This is a genomic window from Streptomyces sp. NBC_01017, from assembly GCF_045162795.1.
Classification (GTDB): Bacteria; Actinomycetota; Actinomycetes; order Streptomycetales; family Streptomycetaceae; genus Streptomyces; species Streptomyces machairae.
Map to the genome: position 1 here is coordinate 3,709,706 of NZ_CP108683.1, position 24,049 is coordinate 3,733,754.

Sequence of the window (24,049 nt, forward strand, 5' to 3'; positions counted from 1 at the left end):
TATGAGAGGTCTCTTAATGATCGTTGAGGCCTCTTACTGATCATTGTGGACGGCACGCGTGCGTGCCTCACGCCACTCGGGGGCCAGAATCGACCACACCTCGACGTCGTGCCGCACCCCACGATAGGGGTAGCTCTCCCTGCGCACGCCCTCGCGGGTCATGCCGAGGCGGCGCGCCACGTTCAGGCTGGGCGTGTTCCCGGCGGAGGCGATCCACTCGACGCGGTGCATGCCGCGCTGCTCGACGGCGAAGTCGATGAGGACGCGCATCGCGCGCGCGACGAGTCCCCGCCCGGTGCCGGCGGGCTCCAGCCAGCAGCCGACCTCGCAGTTGGCGCTCTCGGCGTCGAAGTTGAGGAAGAGCACCCCGCCGACCAGCTTGCCCTCCAGCCAGATGCCGTGCAGGGACCCGGTGTCGGCTGCGCGCATGTCGGCGTACCGCTGGAGTACCGCACGCGCGGCGTCGACGTCCGTGGCCTTCGAACCGAAGGGGACGTACTGGTTGATGAACTCCCGCCCCCGGTCCAGGTGGGCCAGGAACTCCTCGGCGTGCCACGGCTCCAGGGGCCGCAACTCGGCTCCGTCGTCACCCAGCAATATCGCGTACATCGCCCCGCTGCTCCTTCTCCAGTTCCGCCACGACGTCGGTGAGCCTCTCATGGGCGGCGCGGGACTCGGGCGGCTCGATGCTGATGCGGGGCATGCGCTTGTCGAGCCAGCGGGGGAGCCACCAGTTGGCGCCGCCGAGCATGTGCATCAGGGCGGGGACGAGGAGGGTGCGCAGGACGAAGGCGTCCAGGGCGACGGCGGCGGCCAGGGCGATCCCGAACATGGCGATCACGCGGTCGCCGCTGAGGACGAAGGCGAGGAAGACCGAGATCATGATGACCGCGGCGGAGTTGATCACCCGGCCGGTCTCGGCGAGGCCGATGCGCACGGCCCGCCGGTTGTCGCCGGTCTCCAGCCATTCCTCGTACATCCGGCTGACCAGGAAGACCTGGTAGTCCATGGAGAGGCCGAAGAGCACCGACACCATGATCACGGGGAGGAAGGGCTCGATCGGCCCCGCGCGCCCCAGCCCCAGCAGCTCGCTCCCCCAGCCCCACTGGAAGATCGCGACGACGACGCCGAAGGCGGCGGCGACCGCGGCGACGTTCATCGCGGCGGCCTTCAGGGGTATGCCGACGGACCGGAAGGCGAGCAGGAGCAGCAGACAGCCCAGGCCGATGACGACGCCGACGAAGAGCGGGAGCTTGCCGACGATCACGTCGGCGAAGTCGTCGTAGCCGGCCGTCATGCCGCCGACGTGCACATCGAGCGAGGTGCCGGTCTCGGCGCGCGGCAGGACCTCGGAGCGCAGCCGGTCGACGAGGTCGCTGGTCTGCCGCGACTGCGGCGAGGACTCCGGTACGACGGTGAGGTAGGCGGTGTCGCCGCCGCTGCTGTACGTCACCGGGGTCACCGTCGCGACGCCCTCGGTGCTGCGCAGGGTGGCGTCGAGGTTGTCGAGGGCGAGCTTGTCGTCGCCGCCGTCGACCTGGGTGACGAGGGTGAGCGGGCCGTTCACGCCGGGTCCGAAGCCGTCGGCGAGGAGGTCGTAGGCCTGGCGGGTGGTGGCCGATTCGGGGTTGTTGCCCTGGTCGGAGGTGCCCAGGCGCAGGCCCAGGGTGGGCAGTGCGAGGACCGTGATGACGGCCAGGGCGATCGCGCCGAGCGCTTTCGGGTGGCGCTCCACGAACGCGGACCAGCGGGCGGCGAACCCGGTCGGCAGCTCGGGCTGGGGTCCGTGCTCCGTCAGCCGGCGCCGCTCGCGACGGCTCAGGGCGCGCATGCCGATGAAGGACAGCAGGGCGGGCAGCAGGGTCACGGAGGCGGCGACCGTCAGGACCACGGTCAGCGAGGCGGCTATCGCGACGCCGCCCAGGAAGCTCAGCCGGAGGATCAGCATGCCGAGCAGGGCGATGCACACCGTGGCACCCGCGAACACGACGGCCCGTCCGGTGGTCGCGACGGCGTTCGTGATCGACTCGGTGACGGGCAGCCCGCGTTTCAGCCCGCGCCGGTGCCGGGTGACGATGAACAGCGCGTAGTCGATGCCGACGCCGAGGCCGATGAGCATGCCGAGCATGGGCGCGAAGTCGGCGACCGTCATGACGTGCCCGAGCAGCGCGATCCCGGCGTACGCGGTGCCGACGCCGACCAGCGCGGTGGCGATGGGCAGCAGCGAGGCGGCGAGCGATCCGAAGGCGAGAAAGAGCACGACGGCCGCCACGGCCACCCCGACGACCTCGGCGATGTGCCCGCCCGGCGACTCGGTGAGCCCGGCGGCGCTGCCGCCCAGCTCCACCTGGAGCCCGTCGGTCTCGGCGTCCTTGGCCGCGCTCACGACCGCCTGCGCGTCGCCCACGTCGAGGCTCTCGGCTCCGGCGTCGAAGGTGACGGTGGCGTACGCCGTGTGCCCGTCCTCGCTGATCTGCGCGGCGCCCTGCTTGTCGTACGGGCTGCTCACGGCCGCGACTCCGGGCAGTTCCGCGATCTCGTCCAGGGTGCGCGTCATGGTCTGCTCGACGTCGACGGCGCGCACGGTGCCGGAGGCGGTGTGCCAGACGACGGTGCCGCTGTCGCCGCCGAGGCCGGGGAAGCCCTCTTCCAACAGCTGGGTGGCGCGGCCCGATTCGGTGCCGGGGACCTGGTAGTCGTTCGAGTACGCGGAGCCCGTCACGGCGGCGGCCGCGGTCACCCCTCCGAAGGCAAGCAGCCAGAGCAGTACGGCGACGAGGCGGCGCTGGACACACCAGCGTGCGAGGGCTGCCACGAACGTGCTCCCAGGACTATTTATGGATCTTTGGCCGGGAACAGTCGTTCATGTGAAGTGAACAGCCCGCAAAGAACGCGTGAGCGATGTGAAGCAAACTCTCGCAGGCGGAAATGATCGTTTGCCCCGTTCGTGCGTTTATTCACACGATTGGGAGGCAGATCACAGGACAGTAACGGTCACTCTGTCGCTGAGGAGCGCCGGCTCGCACATCAGTCGAACTGATCCCCCAGCGCCATCACCATCACCCCGGCGATGAGCAGCCACAGCGCCCGTCGGGTGCGACCCCGCGAGCCGAGGAACGCGCCGAGCGCGCAGACTGCGGCGCCGAAGGCGTAGGCGGCCGGGACGAGAGCCGGTGCGGAACCGGTGGCTCGCAGCATCGAGGCGGCCAGTCCGGCGAGGGCGAGCAGCGACCCGGTCACGGCCGCCGTCCAGCGGGCCCGCCGCGCCACCTGCGCCGGATCCTCGACGTCCTCGAACTCTTCGACGTCCTCCAGGTCTTCGACGTCCTCCAAGTCCCTGCCGCCGTCCAGGTCCTCGGGCGTCTCGGTCCGGTCCTCCCCCGTCTCGGATATCTCGGAATCACCGCGTCCACTCATGGCGGGCGAGCGTAGCGGGTCGCGCTGGAAAACCGGATGCCGGGCCGTACCTGCCACTGCTAGTTTCCGGAGGTCAGCCATGCTGCGGCACACCGCCGCCGCCGACCTGAGCAGGTGCATTGTTTGAGCGTCCGGCCGAGCTCCTCCGTATCCCTCTCCGCTTTCCCGGACTCAAGGAGCCCGTTCACCGATGCAGGACATCACCCCGAGGACCTCGAATGAGGACCTCACCAAGCGGCTGACCCACCCCCGCTACCCGCGCAGCAACAGCTACGACCCCCGCTGGGTCGTGGAGAACCAGATGGGCCCGAACGCACTCTGGCTGCTGGAGTGGCTGGCCCCGACCCTCGGTCTGGAGGCCCTGCGCCCCGGCGCGCGCGTCCTCGACCTGGGCTGCGGGCGGGCCATGACCTCCGTCTTCCTGGCCAGGGAGTACGACGCCCAGGTCACCGCGGCCGATTTGTGGATCAAGCCCGACGACAACGCGGGGCGCATCGCCGAGGCCGGTTTCGCCGACCGGGTGCAGCCCGTGCACGCCGAGGCGCACGACCTGCCGTTCGCCGAGGGCAGCTTCGACGCGATCGTGAGCGTCGACGCGTACCAGTACTTCGGCACCGACGACCTCTATCTGCCCACCCTGACGCGGCTGTTGAGGCCCGGCGGACGGATCGGCGTCGTCGTGCCCGCGCTGCGGGAGGAACCGGAGGGGCTCGAGCCGCCGGAGCATCTCGAGCCGTGGTGGGAGCCGGGCTACTGGTGCTTCCACTCCGCCGACTGGTGGCGACGCCAGTGGACCCGCAGCGGCGCCGTCGAGGTCGAGGCCGCCGACTGGCTGGACGACGGTTGGCGGGACTGGCTGTTGTGGTGCGAGGTGATCGCCGAGGAGAGCCCGGAGGAGTGGCATCGCACGATGGCCCGCCGGGTCGGCGAGATGCTGCGCCATGACGAGGGCCGCGCGCTGGGCTTCGTACGGCTCGTAGGACGCCGTAAGCCGTAGCGCCGAGCAAGGCGACGGCCCCGGAGGACTTGCCTCCGGGGCCGTACGGATCCAGGTGCTCAGCCCTCGCTGACGCCCAGCTGCTGAAGGATCAGCTCCTTGACGCGGGCCGCGTCGGCCTGGCCGCGGGTGGCCTTCATGACCGCGCCGACCAGGGCGCCGGCCGCGGCCACCTTGCCGCCGCGGATCTTGTCCGCGATGGCCGGGTTGCCGGCGATGGCCTCCTCGACGGCCGTGGTGAGCGCACCCTCGTCGGAGACGACCTTCAGACCGCGCTTGTCGACGACCTCGTCCGGGGTGCCCTCGCCCGCGAGGACGCCCTCGATGACCTGGCGGGCCAGCTTGTCGTTGAGATCGCCCTTCGAGACCAGCTCGGTGACGCGGGCCACCTGCGCCGGCGTGATGGCCAGCTCGTCGAGCGCCTTGCCCGACTCGTTGGCGCTGCGGGCGAGTTCGCCCATCCACCACTTGCGGGCGGAGGCGGCGTCGGCACCGGCGTCGATCGTCGCGACGATCGGGTCCAGCGCGCCCGCGTTGAGGATCGCCTGCATCTCGACGGCCGAGATGCCCCACTCCGCGAGGAGTCGGGTACGGCGGACCAGCGGCAGCTCCGGGAGGCCCGCCCGGATCTCCTCGACCCACTCGCGCGAGGGGGCCACCGGCACCAGGTCCGGCTCGGGGAAGTACCGGTAGTCCTCGGCCTCTTCCTTCACGCGGCCCGAGGTCGTCGACCCGGTGTCCTCGTGGAAGTGCCGCGTCTCCTGGATGATCGTCCCGCCACCGTTCAGCACGGCGGCGTGCCGCTGGATCTCGTAGCGGGCCGCACGCTCCACGGACCGCAGCGAGTTGACGTTCTTCGTCTCGGACCGCGTGCCGAACTTCTCGGTGCCGTTCGGGCGCAGCGAGAGGTTCACGTCGCAGCGCATCTGGCCCATCTCCATACGGGCCTCGGAGACGCCGAGCGCCTTGATGAGCTCGCGCAGCTCACGGACGTATGCCTTGGCGACCTCGGGCGCGCGCTCACCGGCACCCTCGATCGGCTTGGTGACGATCTCGATGAGCGGGATGCCGGCGCGGTTGTAGTCGAGGAGCGAGTGCGAGGCGCCGTGGATACGGCCCGTGGCACCGCCGACGTGCGTCGACTTGCCGGTGTCCTCCTCCATGTGGGCGCGCTCGATGTCCACGCGGAACGTCTCGCCGTCCTCCAGCTGCACGTCGAGGTAGCCGTTGAAGGCGATCGGCTCGTCGTACTGGGAGGTCTGGAAGTTCTTCGGCATGTCCGGATAGAAGTAGTTCTTCCGGGCGAAGCGGCACCACTCGGCGATCTCGCAGTTCAGCGCGAGACCGATCTTGATCGCCGACTCCACGCCGATCGCGTTGACGACCGGGAGCGCGCCGGGCATGCCGAGGCAGGTGGGGCAGGTCTGCGTGTTGGCGTCCTGACCGAGTTCGGTCGAACAGCCGCAGAACATCTTGGTCTTGGTGCCGAGTTCGACATGGACCTCAAGGCCCATGACGGGGTCGTACGACGCCAGAGCGTCCTCGTACGACACCAGGTCGGTCGTGGTGGTCACGGTGAAACTTCCCTCTCAGCCCAGCAGGACGTCGTCGTCGCCCAGCCGCTTCAGCTCGCGGTAGAGGATGGCGAGGCCGGTGACGATGGCGGCGGCGGACACGGTGGCGTCGATCAGGACCAGCGTGTCCTTCTCGGCGCGGGCCGTCTTGAGCCGCTTTGCGACGCCGAACGCGCCGAACGCGGTGGCGGCCATGGACAGGTACGTACCGGACTTGGACTTCTTGAAGCCCTTGGCCTTGGTCAGTGCACTCACAGCGACGGAGCCTCCTCGATCAGCGGGTGCCCCCACCTTTCCACGAAGGCGGCCTCGACAGCAGCGCCGACCTTGTAGAGCCGGTCGTCCTTCATCGCCGGAGCGATGATCTGCAGGCCGACCGGGAGGTTGTCCTCCGGAGCCAGACCGCAGGGCAGCGACATGGCCGCGTTGCCCGCCAGGTTGGTCGGGATGGTGCACAGGTCGGCGAGGTACATCGCCATCGGGTCGTCGGCACGCTCGCCGATCGCGAAGGCGGTGGTCGGCGTCGTCGGGGAGACGATCACGTCGACCTGCTCGAAGGCCTTCTCGAAGTCGCGCGTGATGAGCGTGCGGACCTTCTGGGCGCTGCCGTAGTAGGCGTCGTAGTACCCGCTCGACAGGGCGTACGTGCCGAGCATGATGCGGCGCTTCACCTCGGGGCCGAAGCCCGCCTCACGGGTGATCGACGTGACCGCTTCGGCGGAGTTCGTGCCGTCGTCGCCGGTCCGCAGGCCGTAGCGCAGGCCGTCGAAGCGGGCGAGGTTGGAGGAGCACTCGGAGGGCGCGATCAGGTAGTACGCCGAGAGCGCCAGGTCGAAGGACGGGCAGTCCAGCTCGACGATCTGCGCGCCCAGCTCCTTGAGGAGCTCGACGGACTCGTCGAAGCGCTGGATGACGCCGGCCTGGTAGCCCTCGCCGCGGAACTGCTTGACGACGCCGACGCGCATGCCCTCGACGCTGCCGTTGCGGGCGGCCTCGACGACCGGCGGGACCGGCGCGTCGATCGAGGTGGAGTCCATCGGGTCGTGCCCGGCGATGACCTCGTGCAGCAGGGCGGCGTCCAGGACCGTACGGGCGCAGGGGCCGCCCTGGTCGAGGGAGCTGGAGAAGGCGACCATGCCGTAGCGGGAGACCGCACCGTACGTCGGCTTGACGCCGACCGTGCCGGTGACGGAGGCCGGCTGACGGATGGAGCCGCCGGTGTCGGTGCCGATGGCGAGCGGCGCCTGGAAGGAGGCGAGCGCGGCGGACGAGCCGCCACCCGATCCACCGGGGATCTTGGTGAGGTCCCAGGGGTTGCCGGTCGGGCCGTAGGCGCTGTTCTCGGTGGAGGACCCCATGGCGAACTCGTCCATGTTGGTCTTGCCGAGGATGACGACGTCGGCGGCCTTCAGCCGCTTGGTGAGCGTCGCGTCGTACGGCGGGATCCAGCCCTCGAGGATCTTCGAACCGACGGTCGTCGGGATGCCCTCGGTGGTGAAGATGTCCTTCAGCGCGAGCGGGACGCCGGCCAGCGGGCCGAGCTTCTCGCCCTTGGCACGCTTGTCGTCGACGGCGCGGGCCTGCGCCAGGGCACCCTCGCGGTCGACGTGCAGGAAGGCGTGCACCTTCTCGTCGACTGCTTCGATGCGGGCCAGGTGGGCCTCGGTGACCGCCACGGCCGTGAGTTCGCCGGAGGCGATCTTCGCGGCGGTCTCGGCGGCCGTGAGCTTGATGATGTCCGTCATGGCGATTAGTCCTCCCCCAGGATCTGCGGCACCTTGAAACGCTGCTGCTCCTGGGCCGGGGCGCCGGAGAGCGCCTGCTCGGGGGTGAGCGACGGACGGACCTCGTCCGCCCGCATGACGTTCGTCAGCGGGAGCGGGTGCGAGGTCGGCGGTACGTCTTGGTCGGCGACCTCACTGACGCGGGCGACCGCGCCGATGATGTCGTCCAGCTGTCCCGCGAAGTGCTCGAGCTCTTCGGGCTTCAGCTCCAGACGCGCCAGCCGGGCGAGGTGGGCGACCTCCTCGCGCGTGATGCCAGGCATGCAGCGATCCTCTGGGGTGAGTGTGGGTGGTTCGGGGCTGGGGCTAGTCGTCCCAATCCTATGGGGCGGCGGACAGTGGCCGTGAAACGGTTTCCCCGGGCCCTCGTCCGTCAGTGACGGCGCCCCTCCCAGACCTCGCTCCTCATGAAGTGGTTGTCGTACAGCTCCTGCACCTCCAGCAGGCTCTCCGGGGTGGCTTCGCCGAGGGCGATGCGCTGGACATGGCGGAAGTACTCGAAGCGCTCGACGCCGGGTGTGATGACGATCAGGAGGTCGGCGTCGGTGCCCGGCACGGCGGCGAAGGCGTGCGGTTTGCCGGGAGGTACGACCACGAGGTCGCCGGGGCCGGCGGTGAGGACGTCGTCACCGGAAAGGATCTCGGCGGCACCTGCGAGCAGGAAGAACATCTCGGCGGAGTTGTCGTGCCAGTGCGGTTTGGCGCCGTCGGCGCCGCTCGCGAGCGTGACGCGCTGGGTGGACAGCGCACCGCCCGTCCGGCTGCTGTCGGCCAGCAGACGCATGGTGGTGGGCGCGCGGCCGACGACCTCCGCCTCGGCCTCGCGGACGATCACGGACTCGTCGAACTTCGGAACGAACAGCGACATGTCGAACCCCCAGTGACGGTCTTGACGTACTCGGACGAGGTCAGACGAGGAAGAGCAGGGCGGCGCTGATCAGCACGACGATCGCCGTGGCGAAGTGGACTCCGAACGCGACGGCCTTCGTACCGCCGTGCCGCAGCACTATCAGTGTGTCGAAAAGCGGCACGATCGCCACGGCGAGCATGAACCAGGCCTCGGCACGGGCGCCGGCGAAGAACAGCAGCGCCAGGCCCACCAGGCCGAAGGTGCCGTCACGCAGCCCCTTCACGGAGAGGTAGGCGCCGGCGTCGCCGTCCGGCCGGGCGGGGACGCCGTAGCCGGTGGCGGCGGAGGCCGGCTGGAACAGGAAGCGGTACCCGAGGAACACGCAGAACAGGTTGAGCACGACGGCCAGGGTGTACGCGGTCACGGTCATGCCTTCACTCCTTGCTAGCAGCGCTAGAGACAGGAGCGACGCTAGCAGAGCATCGACAGTCGCGCTAGCGCTGCTAGAGTTCCTGGCATGTCGATCCAGACGCGCAAGGAGCGCGAACGAGCGGAACGCGAGCGGCTCATCGTCACGGCCGCGCGGGAACTCGCCGAGGCCGAGGGCTGGGACGCGGTGACGACCCGCCGGCTGGCGGCGGAGATCGAGTACAGCCAGCCCGTCCTCTACAGCCACTTCAAGGGCACGGACGCGATCATGGCCGCGGTTGCGGTGCAGGGGTGCGCGGACATGGCCGACGAGTTGCGTACGGCCCGTACCGCGGCGCAGGGCAAACGCGCCGCGCTGGTGGCGGTGGGCGAGACGTACACGGCGTTCGCACGTCGCCGGCCGGCGCTCTACGACGCGATGTTCACGCACCGGGTGGACCTGCCGTTCGCCACCCCCGAGGCCCCCGAGGCGCTACAGCGGGCCTTCGCCGAACTGCTGGCAGCGGTCGAGCCGATCGCCGCCGAGGGAGACGACCCGGCCCTGCTCACGGAGACGTACTGGGCGAGCCTGCACGGTCTGGTCACGCTGATGCGGAGCGGGCGGCTGCCGGAGGGGGCGCACGAGCGACGGCTGGAACTGCTGACGGGTCACTTCACGGCGGGGGCGGACAGCTAGCAACACCGCGCGCAACGGACCTTCTTCAGGCGACCCGCACGCAGGGCCTTCATTCGGCGGCCGGCAGCGCCGCACGCGGCCGCTGCCACCCGCGCGACCCCCGCGCCCGCAGCCACGCCGTCGTCTCGTCGGGCGGCATCGCCGCGGCGACCAGCCATCCCTGTACGGCGTCGCAGCCCAGGTCCCGCAGGCGTTCCCAGGTCTCGTCGTCCTCGACACCCTCGGCGACCACGAGCAGGCCCAGCGAGTGCGCGAGGTCCACGGTGCAGCGCACGATCTCCGCGTCCTCGTTGTCCACCGCGAGCCGGGCCACGAACGAACGGTCGATCTTCAGTTCGCTCACGGGCAGCCGTCTGAGGTGCACGAGGGACGAGTACCCGGTGCCGAAGTCGTCCAGGGACATCTTCACGCCGTGCCCGGTCAGCGCGGCGAGCGTGTCCGCGGCGCGCTGCGGGTCCTCAAGCAGGACGTGTTCCGTTATCTCCAGTTGGAGCGCTCCTGCCGGGACACCGTGCCGGGCGAGCCGCGCGGCGACGGAGCCGGCGAATCCGGGGGTGTGGACGTCACGCGGGGAGACGTTCACGGCGACGGGCACGAACAGCCCCTGGGCCCGCCACCGGGCCACCTGCGCGAGCGCCGTCTCCAGCACGTACTCCGTCAGATGCGGCATCAGCCCGGACGACTCGGCGATCGCTATGAACTCGTCCGGCGGCACCTTCCCGCGTTCGGGATGCACCCAGCGGACCAGGGCCTCGAGGCCGGCGACCTGTCCGTCGAAGCGGACCTTCGGCTGGTAGTGCAGCTCGACCTCGTGTGCGTCGAGTGCCCGGCGCAGATCTCCCAGCAGGCCCAGCCGGTCCGGCGTGTTGGAGTCCCGCTTCGACTCGTAGACCTCCACACCCGTACGGTCCCGCTTCGCCTGGTACATCGCCACGTCCGCGCGCCGCAGCAGCCCCTCGGCGTCGACCGCGTGGTCGGGGAAGACGGCGACACCGGCGCTGGCCTCCAGGACCAGGGTGAGGCCGTCGAGGTCGAGCGGGGAGCTGAGGGCGGCGACAAGGCTGCGGGCCACCCGGGTCGCGGACGTCGTGGAGTCGGCGACCGGCAGTAAGACGGCGAACTCGTCACCACCGAGCCGCGCGGCCTCCGCTCCGCGCGGCAGGGCGAGCCGCAGCCGGTCGGCTATCTGCAACAGCAACCGGTCACCGGCGAGATGACCGAGCGTGTCGTTGACCGATCGAAAACGGTCGAGGTCGATCAGCATCAGGGCGGACCGGGCGCCGATGCGTTCGGCGTCGTCGAGCGCGGTCCAGATGCGCTCCAGCAGCCACTGTCGGTTGGGCAACCCGGTCAGCGGGTCGCGCAGTTGCTCCTCCGCCCGCGCCCGGGCGATCCACAGAGTGGAGTCGAGGGCGACGAGGGGGATGGAGAACAGCGGCAGCAGCAGGGGCTTGGCAGAGGCGACCACACACACGAGCGGGGCGATGCCGAGCAGCGCGACCGCGACCAGCCCCTGTCTGACCAGGGCGGTGCGGGCGACGGTGGGCAGGCCGCCGCGCGGGGCGTGCAGGTACCAGAGCAGCACACGCGAGACCGCGAGATAGGCGGCGGCGACGAGCACCACGCCGGGGGCGGTGTAGAGCGTCCAGGTGTCGGGGTCCCAGGGGTTCTCGACGGTCGGTACCCGGCCGAAGGCCGCCAGCACGAGGGCTCCGGCGGCGATACCGAGGATGTCCACCGCGCCGTGCAGCACGCCCTGCAGCCAGCGCCCCCGCCGGGCGATGCCCACCAGGACGACGACGGTGAGGCTGACCATGCCGGCCGGCACCCAGCCGTACAGCATCAGCACGGCGAGGGTGAGGGCGGCGCCGGATCCGGTGCCGCCCCACCAGCGGGCGCGGCCGAGGGCGACGAGATGGCCGACGATGATGCCGGTCAGCACGGCCAGGGACCAGCCGACGGTGCCGGACGGGAAGAGGGCGTGGTCGCCGGAGAACGCCCGGTAGAAACCGGCGCCGAGAACGAACCCGGCTGCCGCGACGACCGCCGCGGGCAGCGTGGGCCAGGACAGGTGCCGTTCGTGATCGGAGCCGGGCAGCCCGTCGGCGTGCTCGGCGCCGAACGGCACGGCGGTGCGGCCCTCCGTCATGACCTTCCGCCCGGCGGTGCTCCCCGCACCACTTTCCGCCCGCGAACGCCTCGCGGTCCGTGCCGCCCACCCTCGCCACGCGCCGGCGATCCGGCGCAGCCGTGAGTCAGGGGCGGCACTCTCGGTCGGTTCCATTCCCGTCCCTCTCACAGCCGGCGGTGCCCACGCCACGCGGCCCGATGCCCGACAACAACCTTCAACGGCACCGCGTTGGAAAACCCTTCCCCTCGCCCTTCAAAGCTCTGCAGAGCCAAGGGGATGCCCCGACCGCAGCTGGGCACGGCAGGCGCATACCTCAACAGTAGGCCGCAGAAGGCTTCCACGGGCAGCGGTCGTCGACGGTTGCCCGAATGCGCCCTAGCCACCCGTATGCATCTGGTATGCGCCGATCGGGGGGCCTTCAACCGCTACTCCTCTGCGGGGAGCGCAACTTCGGCCGCTGCGTCGGGCCCCTGTTCCAGCAGGACGTTGAAGCCGTCCTCGTTCAAAACAGGCACCTTGAGCTGCATTGCCTTGTCATACTTGGACCCAGGATTGTCACCTACGACAACAAAAGATGTCTTCTTCGAAACGGAACCGGTCACTTTCGCTCCGCGAGTTTGCAGCGCCTCCTTGGCGCCATCGCGCGTGAAGTGCTCCAGCGTGCCGGTGACGACGACGGTAAGCCCTTCCAGCGGACGCGGTCCCTCGTCCTCCCCGGAGCCCTCCTCCTCCGTGCGGACGCCGGCCGCCTTCCACTTGCGCAGGATCTCCTGGTGCCACTCCTCGGCGAACCACTCCTTCAGCGAGGCGGCGATGATCGGGCCGACCCCGTCGGTGTTCGCCAACTCCTCCTCGTCGGCCTGCTCGATGCGGTCGATGGAGCGGAACTCGCGGGCCAGCGCCTCGGCGGCGACCGGTCCGACGTGGCGGATCGACAGGCCGGTGAGGATGCGGGCGAGCGGACGCGACTTCGCGGCGGCGATGTTCTCCAGCATCGCGACCGCGTTCTTCTTGGGCTCGCCCTGCTGGTTGGCGAAGACCGTGACGATCTTCTCCTCGCCGGTCTTCGGGTCGCGCTTGGGCAGGCCGCTGTCCTGGTCGAGGACGTACGCCTTGATGGGCAGCAGCTGCTCCATGGTCAGGTCGAACAGGTCGCCCTCGTCCAGCAGCGGCGGCTCGGACGGCTCCAGCGGCTTGGTGAGCGCGGCGGCGGCCACATAGCCGAAGTGCTCGATGTCCAGCGCCTTGCGGCCCGCGAGATAGAACAGGCGCTCACGCAACTGGGCCGGGCAGCTGCGGGCGTTCGGGCACCGCAGGTCGACGTCGGCCTCCTTCATGGGCCTGAGCGCCGTGCCGCACTCCGGGCACTCGGACGGCATCACGAACTCGCGCTCGCTGCCGTCACGCAGGTCCACGACGGGCCCGAGGATCTCCGGGATCACGTCACCGGCCTTGCGCAGCACCACCGTGTCGCCGATGAGGACGCCCTTCGCCTTGACGACGTCCTGGTTGTGCAGGGTGGCGAACTCGACCTCCGAGCCCGCGACCGTGACCGGCTCGACCTGGGCGTACGGCGTGACCCGGCCCGTACGGCCCACGCCCACACGGATGTTGAGGAGTTTGGTGTTGACCTCCTCCGGCGCGTACTTGTACGCGATCGCCCAGCGCGGCGCGCGCGAGGTCGAGCCGAGGCGGCCCTGGAGCGGGATCTCGTCGACCTTGACGACAACGCCGTCGATCTCGTGCTCAACGGAGTGGCGGTTCTCGCCGTAGTACGCGATGAACTCCCGGACGCCGTCGAGGTCGTCGACCACCCGGGCGTGCGTGGAGGTGGGCAGGCCCCAGCTCTTGAGCAGGTCATAGGCCTCGGAGAGGCGGCCCATGCCCTCGTACCCCTCCAGGGCGCCGATGCCGTGGACCACCATGTGCAGCGGAAGCGTCGCCGTGACCTTCGGGTCCTTCTGCCGCAGCGAACCGGAGGCGGAGTTGCGCGGGTTGGCGTACGGCTTCTCCCCGGCCGCCACACGCCGTGCGTTGAGGTCCGCGAAGGCCTCCATCGGGAAGTAGACCTCGCCGCGGATCTCGACGAGCCGCGGCACACGATCGCCCGTCAGCCGATGCGGGATCTCCGCGATCGTCATGACATTCGGCGTGATGTCCTCGCCGATCCGGCCGGTGCCCCGGGTGGCGGCCCGGGTGAGCCGGCCGTCCTCGTACGTCAGGTTCACCGCGAGACCGTCGACCTTGAGCTCGCACAGCAGGTGGTAGTCCGGACCGCCGACGTCCTTGGCCACTCTCTCCGCCCAGGCGGCGAGGCCCGCGTCGTCGAAGACGTTGTCCAGGGAGAGCATGCGCTCGCGGTGCTCCACCTCGGCGAGGTCCGTCTCGTACTCGACGGCGACCTTCTGGGTCGGCGAGTCCGGTGTGCGCAGCTCCGGATACTCGTCCTCCAGTGCTTCGAGCGAGCGCAGGAGGTCGTCGAACTCCGCGTCGCTGATGACCGGAGCGTCCTTCACGTAGTACCGGAAGCGGTGCTCCTCGATCTGCTCAGCGAGCTTCGCGTGCTTCTCCCGTGCCTCTGTGGGCACCGTCGTCTCCGCTTGCTTGTCGCCGGCCACCGTAATCGTCCTCCCGTTACTCTGGGTTGTCCGCGAGGGATCTCGCCGCCCGAGCGCAGTGCGCGAGTGCCTTGCGGGCGTACTCCGGGGAGGCCCCCGCGAGTCCGCACGACGGCGTGAGGGTGACCGCCTCCGCGAGAAGCCCCGGTGACAGCCCCAGCCTGCGCCACAACGTCCTGACACCCATGACGCTACCGGCAGGGTCTGACAATGGGCCGTCCGTGCCCGGGACGACACCTGCGAAGAGCCGCGTGCCCCCTTCCACGGCCTCGCCGATCACGTCGTCGTCACGCTCGGTGAGGAGCGAGAAGTCGAAGGAGACCGCCGCCGCGCCCGCCCGGCGCAGCAGGGCGAACGGGACGTCCGGTGCGCATGAGTGGACCACGACGGGGCCGTCGCCGTGAACCCCGACGACGTCGCGCAGGGTGGCCTCGATGATCTGCCGGTCGACGGCGCGGTGGGTCCGGTAGCCGCTGGCGGACTTCACCTGTCCGCGCAGTACGGCGACGAGCGAGGGTTCGTCGAGCTGGAGGACGAGCCGGCCGCCGGGGACGCGGCGCCGGACCTCCTCCAGGTGCTGCCGCAGCCCCTCGGCGAGCGAGGCGGCGAGGTCGCGGCAGGCGCCGGCGTCGGAGAGAACGACCTCGCCGTTCCTCAGCTCCAGCGCGGCGGCCAGGGTCCAGGGCCCGACGGCCTGGACCTTCAGCAACCCCTCGTATCCCTGAGTGAACTCCTCCAGCGCGTCGAGGTCCTCCCCGAGCCACGACCTCGCCCGCCTGGTGTCCCGGCCCGGCCGGTCCCCGATCCGCCATCCGCTGGGCTCCACGCGCGCGTACAGCTCGACGAGCATCCCCGCCGTCCGCCCGATCATGTCCGCGCCGGGGCCGCGGGCGGGCAGCTCGGCGAGGAACGGGAAGTCCTCGAAGGACCCGGTGACGGTCTTGGCGGCCTCACGGGCGTCGCCGCCGGGCATGGAGCCGATGCCGGTGGCTCCGCCGAAGCTGAACTGGGTGGTGTTGTTACTCACCCCCGAAGCCTACGTAACCCTCCGGGGGCGGGGACCGTGCCTGGGGTACGGGCCGAACCCGGGATGTGCCGTCAGTTCCCCGGTCGCACCGTCAGGTCGTTGACCTCCGCGTCCCTCGGGAGGTCCAGGGCCATCAGGATCGTCGTGGCGACCGACTCGGGGTCGATCCACTTCGACTCGTCGTACTCCTTGCCCTCCTGCTGGTGGACCTTCGCCTGCATCGGGCTGGCGGTGCGGCCGGGGTAGACGGACGTGACCCGGACGCCGTTGTCGTGCTCCTCGTTGCGCAGGGAGTCGGCGAGGGCCTTCAGGCCGTGCTTGGACGCGGCGTACGCGGACCACTCGGCGCTCGCACTCAGGCCCGCGCCCGAGTTCACGAAGATCACGTGGCCGCGGTCTGCGCGGAGTTGGGGAAGGAAGTGACGGGTCAGTTCCGCGGGGGCGATCAGGTTGACGTTCAGCTGATGGCGCCAGGACTTCGGCGTCAGGTCGCCCACCGGGCCGAGATCGACGACCCCGGCGATGTGGAGCAGCGAGTCCACGCGGTCCGGGAGGCCCTGGTGGGAGAAGGCCCAGGACAGCTTGTCCGGGTCCGCCAGGTCGCCGACCAGCGTCTTCGCGCCGGGAAACTGGGCCGCCAGCTCCTTCGCCCGGCCCGCGTCGCGCGCGTGGAGGACGAGATCGTCCCCACGCGCGTGCAGTCGGCGGGCGACGGCCGCGCCGATGCCGGAGCCCGCTCCGGTGATCACATGTGTAGCCATGCCCGCCATGCTCGCATCAGTGGCCGGTCACTCCACTCCCTGGCTCTCCTCCAGGTACGCCAGCGCCCCCACCGGCTCCTCCGCGAAGAACACCAGGTCGGTCAGGGGGCGGGGCAGGAAGCCCTCGTCGTCCATGCGACGGAACTGCTCCTTCAGACCGTCGTAGAAGCCCGCGGTGTTGAGCAGCACGACCGGCTTGTCCGTGTGGCCGTGCTTCTTCAGCTCCAGGATCTCCGTCGCCTCGTCCAGGGTGCCGGTACCGCCGACCATGATCACCACGGCGTCGGCCTTCTCCAGCAGCAGCTTCTTGCGCTCGGCCAGATCCTTCGCGATCACCATCTCGTCGACGCCCGGGCGGACCTTGGATGCGAGGAACTGCACGGAGACCCCGACCAGCCGGCCGCCCGCCTCCTGCACCCCGTCGGCGACCACCTTCATCAGCCCGACGTCGGAGCCGCCCCACACGAGCGTGTGCCCGCCCTTGCCCAGCAGTTTCGCGAACTCGCGCGCGGGTCGTGTGTAACGGTCGTCGAGGTCGGCGGCGGAGAGGAAGACACAGATACGCATGCAGCCACCGTACGCGGGAAGAACCGGGGGCCCGCGAGCGCTTTTCCGATATGGCTCAAGGACACACGATCACGATCGAGCAGGGCACGCGACGCGTGCGGGTCGTCCGCGGCGACCAGATCCTGGCTGAATCCGACCGCCCGCTCCTCCTGCGGGAGACGGGCTGTCCCGTGCGCTACTACATCCCGCCGGAGGACGTACGACTGGACCTGCTGACGCCCTCGGAGACGCACTCCTACTGCCCGTTCAAGGGAACGGCCTCCTACTGGTCGCTGCCCGACACGGCGGACCTCGTCTGGGCCTATCCGGACCCGAAGCCGGACGTGGCCGAGATCAAGGACCACCTGTGCTTCTACGAAGTCGAAGTGTCGTAAACGATTAGGTCCGCCCTGTACGGCAATCTGCACAGGCATGGACAAGAACACCATTTCGCACGACGGCACCTCCATCGCATACGAGAGCAGCGGGCAGGGGCCGGCGGTGATCCTGGTCAGCGGGGCGATGTCCACCGGGGGCACTGTCGCGCCGCTGGCCGTGCCTCTCGCGGATCGCTTCAAGGTTGTCTCGTACGACCGTCGAGGGCGGGGCGAGAGCGGTGACACCCAGCCGTACGCGGTGGAGCGCGAGGTCGAGGATCTTGCCGCGCTGATCGAGGCGGTGGGTGGCGAGGCGGCGCTCTACGGCGTTTCGTCGGGCGGCGCCCTGGTGCTCGAGGCGGCGGCGAGCGGGCTGCCTGTGCGTCAGGTCGCGGTGTACGAGGTGCCGTTCGCCGTCCAGGAGGGCGGGGCGAAGGAGCGCGCGGAGTACACCGAGCGGCTGACCGAGGCGCTGGCGGAAGGGCGGCGCGGGGACGCCGTCGAGCTCTTCCTGCGGCTCACGGGCATGGCCGAGCAGATGATCCAGGGTGCCCGCCAGTCGCCCATGTGGCCCGGCCTGGAGACCGTCGCGCCGAGCCTGGCGTACGACAACGCAGTGATGGGCGACGGTCTGGTGCCCCGGGACCGGCTGGCCTCGATCGGGGTGCCGGTGCTGGCCGTCGCGGGCAGCCTGAGCCCCGCGTGGATGCGCGAGGCGACGCGGGCGGTCGCGGAGACCGTGCCCGAGGGGACGTACCGGAGCCTGGAGGGGCAGACCCACACGGTGGAGCCAGACGTTCTCGGGCCGGTGCTGGCGGAGTTCTTCGGGGCGTGATCGGGGCGGCGACGGGCACACGCGTGTGCCGGGAGTTCGGCTCCGCCCGGGCGCCTCGCCTCAGACGGCTGCGGTCGTCGCCCGCACCGTGGACGCGATCGTCGCCGAGCCCACCACGCGCGTGCCGTCGTACAGCACGATCGCCTGGCCGGGGGCCACTCCGCGGACCGGCTCCGTGAAGGTGACCTCCAGAGTGCCGTCGACCAGTTCGGCGGTCACCTCGGTCTCGCCGCCGTGGGCGCGGAGCTGGGCGGTGTAGGTGCCGGGGCCGGTCGGGGCGGTGCCGCACCAGCGGGGCTTGATGGCGGTGAGGGCGCTGACGTCGAGGGAGTCCGCAGGGCCGACCGTCACCGTGTTGTTGACCGGCGAGATGTCGAGGACATAGCGCGGCTTGCCGTCGGCGGCCGGGGTGCCGATGCGCAGGCCCTTGCGCTGGCCGATGGTGAAGCCGTACGCGCCCTCGTGCGTGCCGAGCTTCGCACCCGACTCGTCGACGATGTCGCCCTCCGCCTTGCCGAGGCGGTTCGCGAGGAAGCCCTGGGTGTCGCCGTCGGCGATGAAGCAGATGTCGTGCGAGTCGGGCTTCTTCGCCACCGCGAGGCCCCTGCGCTCGGCCTCCGCGCGGATCTCGTCCTTCGTCGTCAGGGTGTCGCCGAGCGGGAACATCGCGTGCGCGAGCTGCTGCTCGTCCAGGACACCGAGGACGTACGACTGGTCCTTGGCCATGTCGGAGGCCCGGTGCAGCTCGCGGCTGCCGTCCTCGTTCAGCACGACGGTCGCGTAGTGGCCGGTGCAGACCGCGTCGAAGCCGAGGGCCAGCGCCTTGTCCAGCAGGGCCGCGAACTTGATCTTCTCGTTGCAGCGCAGGCACGGGTTCGGGGTGCGGCCGGCCTCGTACTCGGCGACGAAGTCCTCGACCACGTCCTCGCGGAAGCGGTCGGCGAGGTCCCACACGTAGAACGGGATGCCGATGACATCGGCGGCGCGGCGGGCGTCGCGGGAGTCCTCGATGGTGCAACAGCCCCGCGCGCCCGTGCGGAAGGATTGAGGGTTCGCGGAGAGCGCGAGGTGGACGCCGGTCACGTCATGGCCCGCCTCGGCGGCACGGGCGGCGGCGACGGCTGAATCGACCCCGCCGGACATGGCGGCGAGGACACGGAGGGGGCGGGAGGGCTGCGCGGTGTCAGTCATAACCCTTCCAGGGTACGGGGGCGTGGGAACCAGGACCCGCGAGTATCCGTTGACGATCACATGGGACAGCGGAAGGCTCCGAAGGACGGCGACCGGAAGGTCGGCCGGCGCGCGTTGCTGATCGGTGGGGCAGTGGCGGCGGCGGGCTCGGCCGTGCTGGCCCGCGACGAGCTCGCGCGGCTGTGGTGGCGGGTTCCGGGCGTGGAGAAGCCGCGCAAGGAGGGCGAGGTCGACTACACCGGTGCCCGGTGGGTGGCGGCGTCGGACGCGAACTGGCGGCGGGCGGACCGGCCCGACGACTACGGCATAGACATGGTGATCATCCATGTCACCCAGGGCAGCTTCGCCAGCGCGGTGAAGGTGTTCCAGGACCCGGAACACGGTGCGGCCGCGCACTACATCGTCCGCAAGGACGGCCACGTCACGCAGATGATCCGCGAGCTGGACGTGGCGTACCACGCGGGCAACCGCGACTACAACGAGCGCAGTGTCGGCATCGAGCACGAGGGCTTCGTGGAGCGCCGCCAGGACCTCACGGACGAGATGTACGAGGCCTCGGCGCGGCTGACGGCCCGGATATGCGCGCGCTATGACATCCCGGTCGACCGCGAGCACATCATCGGGCACGTGGAGGTGCCGGGGACCGACCACACGGATCCCGGGGAGCACTGGGACTGGGACCGGTACATGAAGCTGGTGCGGGCGGCACGTACGACGAAGGCGTGACCGCGGCCGCAGCCGCTTACGTCAGCCCTGCCGCCCGCGCCCGCTCCACCGCCGGGCCGATCGCCTTCGCGACCGCCTCGACGTCGGCCTCCGTGGAGGTGTGGCCGAGGGAGAAGCGGAGGGTGCCGCGGGCCAGGTCGGGGTCGGTACCGGTGGCCAGGAGGACGTGACTGGGCTGGGCGACACCCGCGGTGCAGGCGGAGCCGGTGGAGCACTCGATGCCCTGGGCGTCCAGCAGCAGGAGCAGGGAGTCGCCCTCGCAGCCCGGGAAGGTGAAGTGCGCGTTGGCCGGGAGGCGGCCGCCGGGTGCCGCGTCGCCGCCGAGGATCGCGTCCGGGACTGCCGTACGGACCGCTTCGACCAGGGCGTCGCGCAGGGCGCCGATCTCCCGGTCGAACCACTCGCGCTGCTCGGCGGCGAGGCGGCCGGCGACCGCGAAGGAGGCGATGGCGGGGACGTCGAGGGTGCCGGAGCGGACGTGGCGTTCCTGGCCGCCGCCGTGCAGGACGGGGACGGGGGTGTGGTCACGGCCGAGGAGCAGGGCGCCGATGCCGTACGGGCCGCCGATCTTGTGACCGGAGACCGTCATCGCGGCGAGGCCGGAGGCGGCGAAGTCGACGGGGACCTGGCCGAAGGCCTGGACGGCGTCGGCGTGCAGGGGGACGTCGAACTCCCTTGCCGCGTCGGCCAGTTCACGGATCGGCATGACCGTGCCGATCTCGTTGTTGGCCCACATCACGGTGGCCAGGGCGACGTCGTGGGGGTTGCGGGCGATGGCTTCGCGCAGGGCGTCCGGGTGGACGCGGCCGTGGGCGTCGACCGGGAGGTACTCGACCGTGGCGCCCTCGTGCTCGCCGAGCCAGTGGACGGCGTCCAGGACGGCGTGGTGTTCGACGGGGCTGGCCAGGATGCGGGTGCGGGTGCCGGCCGGGTCGGCGTCGCGTCGGGACCAGTACAGGCCCTTGACCGCGAGGTTGTCGGCCTCGGTGCCGCCGGAGGTGAGGACGACCTCGCTGGGGCGGGCGCCGAGCGCTTCCGCAAGGGTTTCGCGGGCCTCCTCGACGGTACGCCTCGCGCGGCGGCCGGATGCGTGGAGGGAGGAGGCGTTGCCGGTGACGCTCAGGTGGGCGGTCAGTGCCTCTGCCGCCTCCGGGAGCATGGGGGTCGTCGCGGCGTGGTCGAGGTAAGCCATGGTGAGCCCGATTCTACGGGCGCCGCCCTGCGGCCTCGCGCCCAGGTTGCCGCGGGGTGTGGCTGGATTGCGCCTTGCCCGCGTTGCAGTCGACCTCGATGGCGACCCACCCGGCACTGCGGCCCGCACCACCCGTTCCGCCCTGCGGAACGACTCCCCCCGCGGGTTGGTGGTGCGGCCGACCGCGGGCCGGCGCCAACCAGCGCACGAGCCACTCCCGCAGTCGCGGCACTGACCCGGGGCGCCGGACACCGGCAGGCCGACGGCGCGGGCGGCGATCAGCGGACGATGGGCGGCAGGCGGCGGTTGGCGGGCGGCGGGCAGGCCACAGCGGGCGAATCACCCCCGGCGGCGTGACCACAGGGCCCCGGTAGGCCGACGGCGGGCACCGGACATCGGGCAGCGACGACGTGCACCCGGCAGCGCGCGAGCCACTCCTGCGGTCCCGGCAGCTTGACCAGCGGATGCCGGGCGCCGCGCACCGGTAGGCCGACGGCAGGCGGTAGGCGGCGGTCAGCGGTCAGTGGTCAGCGCTTGGCGAAAGGCCGACGACAAGCTGCGGTTAACCGACGGCCGGCGACAGACAGCAAGCGCCGGACGGCAGCGGCGGCCATCGGGCGGCAGGCGGCAGGCGGCAGGCGGCTGCCATCGGGCGGCAGGCGGCAGGCGGCGGCCATCGGGCGGCAGGCGGCAGGCGGCTGCCATCGGGCGGCGGGCGAACCAGTCCCCCGGTCCCGGCAGCCTGACCAGCGGAGCGCGAGCGCCGGGCACCGGTAGGCCGACGGTGAGCGGCTGGCGGCTGCGGCGGCAGCTGACGGCAGTCAATCAGCGGCGGTTCAGCTGACGGCAGTCAGTCGGCGGCGCCCCGCGGACCGACCGTCCGCGGCTGCGGCTCGTCCCAAGCCGCTTGCCGTCGGGTCCGGGGCCGGCCTTCCGGAACTCCTAGAAGCCCCAGGAAACGGTGTTGTCCACCTGCACGAAGGCCAGCAGGACCAGCAGGTCCGCGACGCCCAGGCCCATGCCCAGGTAGGCGCGCCCCCTGCGCTCGGTCCCGCGCCACAGGGACGCTGCGGCCAGGACGATCGCGGTCGGGCCGAGGAAGAGGTTGAAGACGAGGAGGCCGAGGAGGCCGAGGATGAAGGACGCCACGGCCATGCCGTCGGCGTCGCGGGTGCGGGTGCCGGGGCGCGTGGTGGCCGGTGCGGTGAGGTGCATGGGGTGTCAGCTCCCGAGAAGTCGGTTCGGATGACGAAGTCGCTTCGGACGACGGAGTCAGTTGCGGCGGGCGTGACGCTCGCGGGCGGCGAAGATGCCCAGCCAGACGGCGATCACGGCGGCGGCGACGGCGGTGAAGGCGAGCGGTGCGTGGGCGACGGTGCCCAACAGCACACCCAGCAACAGGAGCGCGGCGACGAGGAACAGCATGGATGGAGCCCCCTTCGAGATCCCTCTCGCTGGAGATCTCTCTCGTTAAGTTTCGGTGAACAGTTGTAGTAACAGTTGTTCACTGACTCCAAGTCTAGCGCGCCCCACGGCTTTTCAATTCCAGAGAACAGTTGTTAACTGCATGGTATGAGTCACACCTTCGGTATCCGGCAGGCCCAGAAGCAGAAGACCCGCCAGTCCCTCCTGGACGCGGCGTTGGCACTGCTGGAGGAGCAGAGCCTGAGCAGTCTGGGCCTGCGCGAGGTCACCCGGGCCGTCGGCGTTGCCCCCACCGCCTTCTACCGGCACTTCCGCTCCACCGCCGACCTCGGAGTCGCCCTCGTCGAGGAGGCCCTCGGCAGTCTGCACCCGATGATCCGTACGATCGTCAGCTCCGTCGGCGACAGCGACCAACGCATAGAACGCGCCGTCGACCTGATCTCCCGGCACGTCGAGACCCACCCTGCCCACGTCCGCTTCATCGCCCGCGAGCGGCACGGCGGCGTGCAGTCGGTGCGGGAGGCGATCCAGGACCAACTGGCCCGTTTCGCCGAGGAGGTGAAGGTGGCGCTCACCAAGGACCCGGTCTCCGAGGGCTGGAACGACGACGACCTCCTCATGCTCGCCAACCTCTACGTCGACCAGATGCTGATGACGGCCTCCCTGTTCCTGGACTCCCTGGAGGCACCGGAGGAGGAGCGGCAGCGCGTCGCCCAGGTCGCGACCCGCCAGATGCGGTTGATCAGCATCGGCCGGGAGCACTGGCTGGACTGAGGAAGGCACAACGCCACAGGGGCGGCACCCCCTTCACCGGGAGTGCCGCCCCTGCCGTACGTCTCGTAGGTCAGCTCTTGGTCGCCGTCGCCGCCGCCGGCTCGCCGCTCGGCGCACCACTCGGCGCCCCGCCGGGAGCCGCCCCGCCGCCCTGGCCACCCCCGCCGGGACCACCACAGCCACCGCCACCCTGCCCCCCGCCGGGGCCACCCTGACCGCCACCCTGCCCTCCACCGGGGCCGCCACTGGGCGCACCACTCGGCGCACCCGACGGCGCGCCGGAGGCCGCACCCGTCGGCGCACCGGACGGCTGCGCGGTAGGAGCGCCCGACGGCGCACCGCTGGGCGCCCCCGACGCAGCACCGCTCGGCTGCCGGCACGACGACTGCTGCTGCCCGGAGTTGCCGCTGTTCGACGTCGACGACGAGTCGCCGGACCCGCAGGCCGCCAGGGCCAGGGGCGAGAGGGCCAGCAGGGCCACGGCGGAGAGGAGACGTGCACGCTTCATGAGAGACAGCTCCAAGGAGGATGAGGAAACTGAGGAAGTCCTGGGCGGCACTCAACCAACGCCGCTCAGGGCTCCCTTGAGGCCCCGCTGTCGAGGACCTGTGCGCCGGGCAAAGCGCACCTCAACACACGCCGCTGGCCTGCGACTTTCCTTGGATACTCAGCCAACTCGCCGGTACAGGGCCGTGACACGGCGGAACTCGATCGCGATA

Annotated in this window: 25 protein-coding genes; 6 read left to right on the forward strand and 19 right to left on the reverse strand. The window is 70.8% G+C overall.

Translation table 11 applies throughout. From position 1 onward, the window contains the following. Positions 1 to 33 precede the first annotated feature (33 nt). The 3 genes from OG331_RS16805 to OG331_RS16815 all read right to left on the reverse strand — a co-directional run bounded on the left by OG331_RS16805 (position 34) and on the right by OG331_RS16815 (position 3,417). Complete coding sequence (locus tag OG331_RS16805; protein ID WP_406196893.1) at positions 34 to 609, reverse strand: GNAT family N-acetyltransferase; 576 nt, start codon at positions 607 to 609, stop codon at positions 34 to 36. Further along, the gene (locus OG331_RS16810) at positions 587 to 2,815 is read right to left on the reverse strand and encodes an MMPL family transporter (protein WP_406196896.1); all 2,229 of its coding nucleotides are present in this window, start codon (positions 2,813 to 2,815) and stop codon (positions 587 to 589) included. The genes OG331_RS16805 and OG331_RS16810 overlap by 23 nt, the downstream gene beginning before the upstream one ends. Before the next feature lie 212 nt (positions 2,816 to 3,027). Further along, positions 3,028 to 3,417 (reverse strand): hypothetical protein, encoded by a 390-nt coding sequence (locus tag OG331_RS16815; RefSeq protein ID WP_406196899.1) that lies wholly within the window; start codon positions 3,415 to 3,417, stop codon positions 3,028 to 3,030. Positions 3,418 to 3,607: 190 nt separating this feature from the next. On the opposite strand from OG331_RS16815, the gene OG331_RS16820 reads away from it, so the two are divergent. Then, positions 3,608 to 4,414, forward strand: coding sequence for an SAM-dependent methyltransferase (locus OG331_RS16820; protein WP_406196901.1), 807 nt, complete (start codon positions 3,608 to 3,610; stop codon positions 4,412 to 4,414). Between the two features lie 59 nt (positions 4,415 to 4,473). Here OG331_RS16820 and gatB read toward each other — a convergent pair whose 3' ends face one another. The 6 genes from gatB to OG331_RS16850 form a co-directional block, all read right to left on the reverse strand. Continuing rightward, positions 4,474 to 5,988 (reverse strand): Asp-tRNA(Asn)/Glu-tRNA(Gln) amidotransferase subunit GatB, encoded by a 1,515-nt coding sequence (gene gatB / locus OG331_RS16825; protein WP_406196904.1) that lies wholly within the window; start codon positions 5,986 to 5,988, stop codon positions 4,474 to 4,476. 15 nt (positions 5,989 to 6,003) lie between these two features. Further along, on the reverse strand, positions 6,004 to 6,243 hold the full coding sequence (locus tag OG331_RS16830) for a hypothetical protein (RefSeq protein ID WP_328423132.1): 240 nt from the start codon (positions 6,241 to 6,243) through the stop codon (positions 6,004 to 6,006). Then, positions 6,240 to 7,733, reverse strand: a complete 1,494-nt coding sequence (gatA, locus tag OG331_RS16835) for an Asp-tRNA(Asn)/Glu-tRNA(Gln) amidotransferase subunit GatA (RefSeq protein WP_406196906.1) — start codon at positions 7,731 to 7,733, stop codon at positions 6,240 to 6,242. The genes OG331_RS16830 and gatA overlap by 4 nt, the downstream gene beginning before the upstream one ends. Before the next feature lie 5 nt (positions 7,734 to 7,738). Then, positions 7,739 to 8,035: an Asp-tRNA(Asn)/Glu-tRNA(Gln) amidotransferase subunit GatC gene (gene gatC, locus OG331_RS16840; RefSeq protein ID WP_007384860.1), complete on the reverse strand. Its 297-nt coding sequence runs from the start codon at positions 8,033 to 8,035 to the stop codon at positions 7,739 to 7,741. 110 nt (positions 8,036 to 8,145) lie between these two features. After that, positions 8,146 to 8,640, reverse strand: coding sequence for a cupin domain-containing protein (locus OG331_RS16845; RefSeq protein ID WP_406196908.1), 495 nt, complete (start codon positions 8,638 to 8,640; stop codon positions 8,146 to 8,148). Positions 8,641 to 8,680: 40 nt separating this feature from the next. Next, positions 8,681 to 9,052 carry a DUF4267 domain-containing protein gene (locus OG331_RS16850; protein WP_406196910.1) on the reverse strand — a complete coding sequence of 124 codons (372 nt, stop codon included), beginning with the start codon at positions 9,050 to 9,052 and terminating at the stop codon, positions 8,681 to 8,683. Positions 9,053 to 9,139: 87 nt separating this feature from the next. Between OG331_RS16850 and OG331_RS16855 the strand changes: the two genes are divergently transcribed. Next, on the forward strand, positions 9,140 to 9,727 hold the full coding sequence (locus OG331_RS16855) for a TetR/AcrR family transcriptional regulator (protein ID WP_406196912.1): 588 nt from the start codon (positions 9,140 to 9,142) through the stop codon (positions 9,725 to 9,727). Between the two features lie 49 nt (positions 9,728 to 9,776). Here OG331_RS16855 and OG331_RS16860 read toward each other — a convergent pair whose 3' ends face one another. From OG331_RS16860 to OG331_RS16880, 5 genes are all read right to left on the reverse strand, one after another. Continuing rightward, positions 9,777 to 12,011 carry a putative bifunctional diguanylate cyclase/phosphodiesterase gene (locus tag OG331_RS16860; protein WP_406196915.1) on the reverse strand — a complete coding sequence of 745 codons (2,235 nt, stop codon included), beginning with the start codon at positions 12,009 to 12,011 and terminating at the stop codon, positions 9,777 to 9,779. A gap of 272 nt (positions 12,012 to 12,283) precedes the next feature. Next, the gene (ligA, locus tag OG331_RS16865) at positions 12,284 to 14,476 is read right to left on the reverse strand and encodes an NAD-dependent DNA ligase LigA (protein ID WP_406196917.1); all 2,193 of its coding nucleotides are present in this window, start codon (positions 14,474 to 14,476) and stop codon (positions 12,284 to 12,286) included. A 16-nt stretch (positions 14,477 to 14,492) separates the two neighbouring features. Further along, positions 14,493 to 15,503, reverse strand: a complete 1,011-nt coding sequence (locus OG331_RS16870) for a methionine synthase (protein WP_406196919.1) — start codon at positions 15,501 to 15,503, stop codon at positions 14,493 to 14,495. Between the two features lie 71 nt (positions 15,504 to 15,574). After that, on the reverse strand, positions 15,575 to 16,264 hold the full coding sequence (locus OG331_RS16875; RefSeq protein WP_406196921.1) for an SDR family oxidoreductase: 690 nt from the start codon (positions 16,262 to 16,264) through the stop codon (positions 15,575 to 15,577). 27 nt (positions 16,265 to 16,291) lie between these two features. After that, the gene (locus OG331_RS16880) at positions 16,292 to 16,831 is read right to left on the reverse strand and encodes a TIGR00730 family Rossman fold protein (protein ID WP_328879048.1); all 540 of its coding nucleotides are present in this window, start codon (positions 16,829 to 16,831) and stop codon (positions 16,292 to 16,294) included. Between the two features lie 50 nt (positions 16,832 to 16,881). Here OG331_RS16880 and OG331_RS16885 point away from each other — a divergent pair, with 50 nt between their 5' ends. Both OG331_RS16885 and OG331_RS16890 read left to right on the forward strand, forming a co-directional pair. After that, complete coding sequence (locus OG331_RS16885) at positions 16,882 to 17,205, forward strand: DUF427 domain-containing protein (protein WP_406196924.1); 324 nt, start codon at positions 16,882 to 16,884, stop codon at positions 17,203 to 17,205. Between the two features lie 37 nt (positions 17,206 to 17,242). Continuing rightward, positions 17,243 to 18,022 (forward strand): alpha/beta fold hydrolase, encoded by a 780-nt coding sequence (locus OG331_RS16890; RefSeq protein WP_406196926.1) that lies wholly within the window; start codon positions 17,243 to 17,245, stop codon positions 18,020 to 18,022. 60 nt (positions 18,023 to 18,082) lie between these two features. Here the strand turns inward: OG331_RS16890 and mnmA are convergent, their stop codons facing one another. Further along, positions 18,083 to 19,213: a tRNA 2-thiouridine(34) synthase MnmA gene (gene mnmA, locus OG331_RS16895; protein ID WP_363032592.1), complete on the reverse strand. Its 1,131-nt coding sequence runs from the start codon at positions 19,211 to 19,213 to the stop codon at positions 18,083 to 18,085. A 60-nt stretch (positions 19,214 to 19,273) separates the two neighbouring features. Between mnmA and OG331_RS16900 the strand changes: the two genes are divergently transcribed. Then, entirely contained in the window at positions 19,274 to 19,939 is a 666-nt protein-coding gene (locus OG331_RS16900; protein ID WP_406196928.1) for an N-acetylmuramoyl-L-alanine amidase, read from the forward strand. A 16-nt stretch (positions 19,940 to 19,955) separates the two neighbouring features. Here OG331_RS16900 and OG331_RS16905 read toward each other — a convergent pair whose 3' ends face one another. The 3 genes from OG331_RS16905 to OG331_RS16915 form a co-directional block, all read right to left on the reverse strand. Continuing rightward, positions 19,956 to 21,131, reverse strand: coding sequence for a cysteine desulfurase family protein (locus OG331_RS16905; protein WP_406196930.1), 1,176 nt, complete (start codon positions 21,129 to 21,131; stop codon positions 19,956 to 19,958). Between the two features lie 942 nt (positions 21,132 to 22,073). Next, positions 22,074 to 22,346, reverse strand: coding sequence for a DUF4190 domain-containing protein (locus OG331_RS16910; protein WP_406196932.1), 273 nt, complete (start codon positions 22,344 to 22,346; stop codon positions 22,074 to 22,076). A 57-nt stretch (positions 22,347 to 22,403) separates the two neighbouring features. Beyond that, complete coding sequence (locus tag OG331_RS16915) at positions 22,404 to 22,556, reverse strand: hypothetical protein (protein ID WP_328879055.1); 153 nt, start codon at positions 22,554 to 22,556, stop codon at positions 22,404 to 22,406. 147 nt (positions 22,557 to 22,703) lie between these two features. On the opposite strand from OG331_RS16915, the gene OG331_RS16920 reads away from it, so the two are divergent. Next, entirely contained in the window at positions 22,704 to 23,330 is a 627-nt protein-coding gene (locus tag OG331_RS16920; RefSeq protein ID WP_406196934.1) for a TetR family transcriptional regulator, read from the forward strand. 70 nt (positions 23,331 to 23,400) lie between these two features. On the opposite strand, the gene OG331_RS16925 is transcribed toward OG331_RS16920, so the two are convergent. Beyond that, complete coding sequence (locus OG331_RS16925) at positions 23,401 to 23,838, reverse strand: hypothetical protein (RefSeq protein WP_406196936.1); 438 nt, start codon at positions 23,836 to 23,838, stop codon at positions 23,401 to 23,403. Between the last annotated feature and the right edge of the window lie 211 nt (positions 23,839 to 24,049).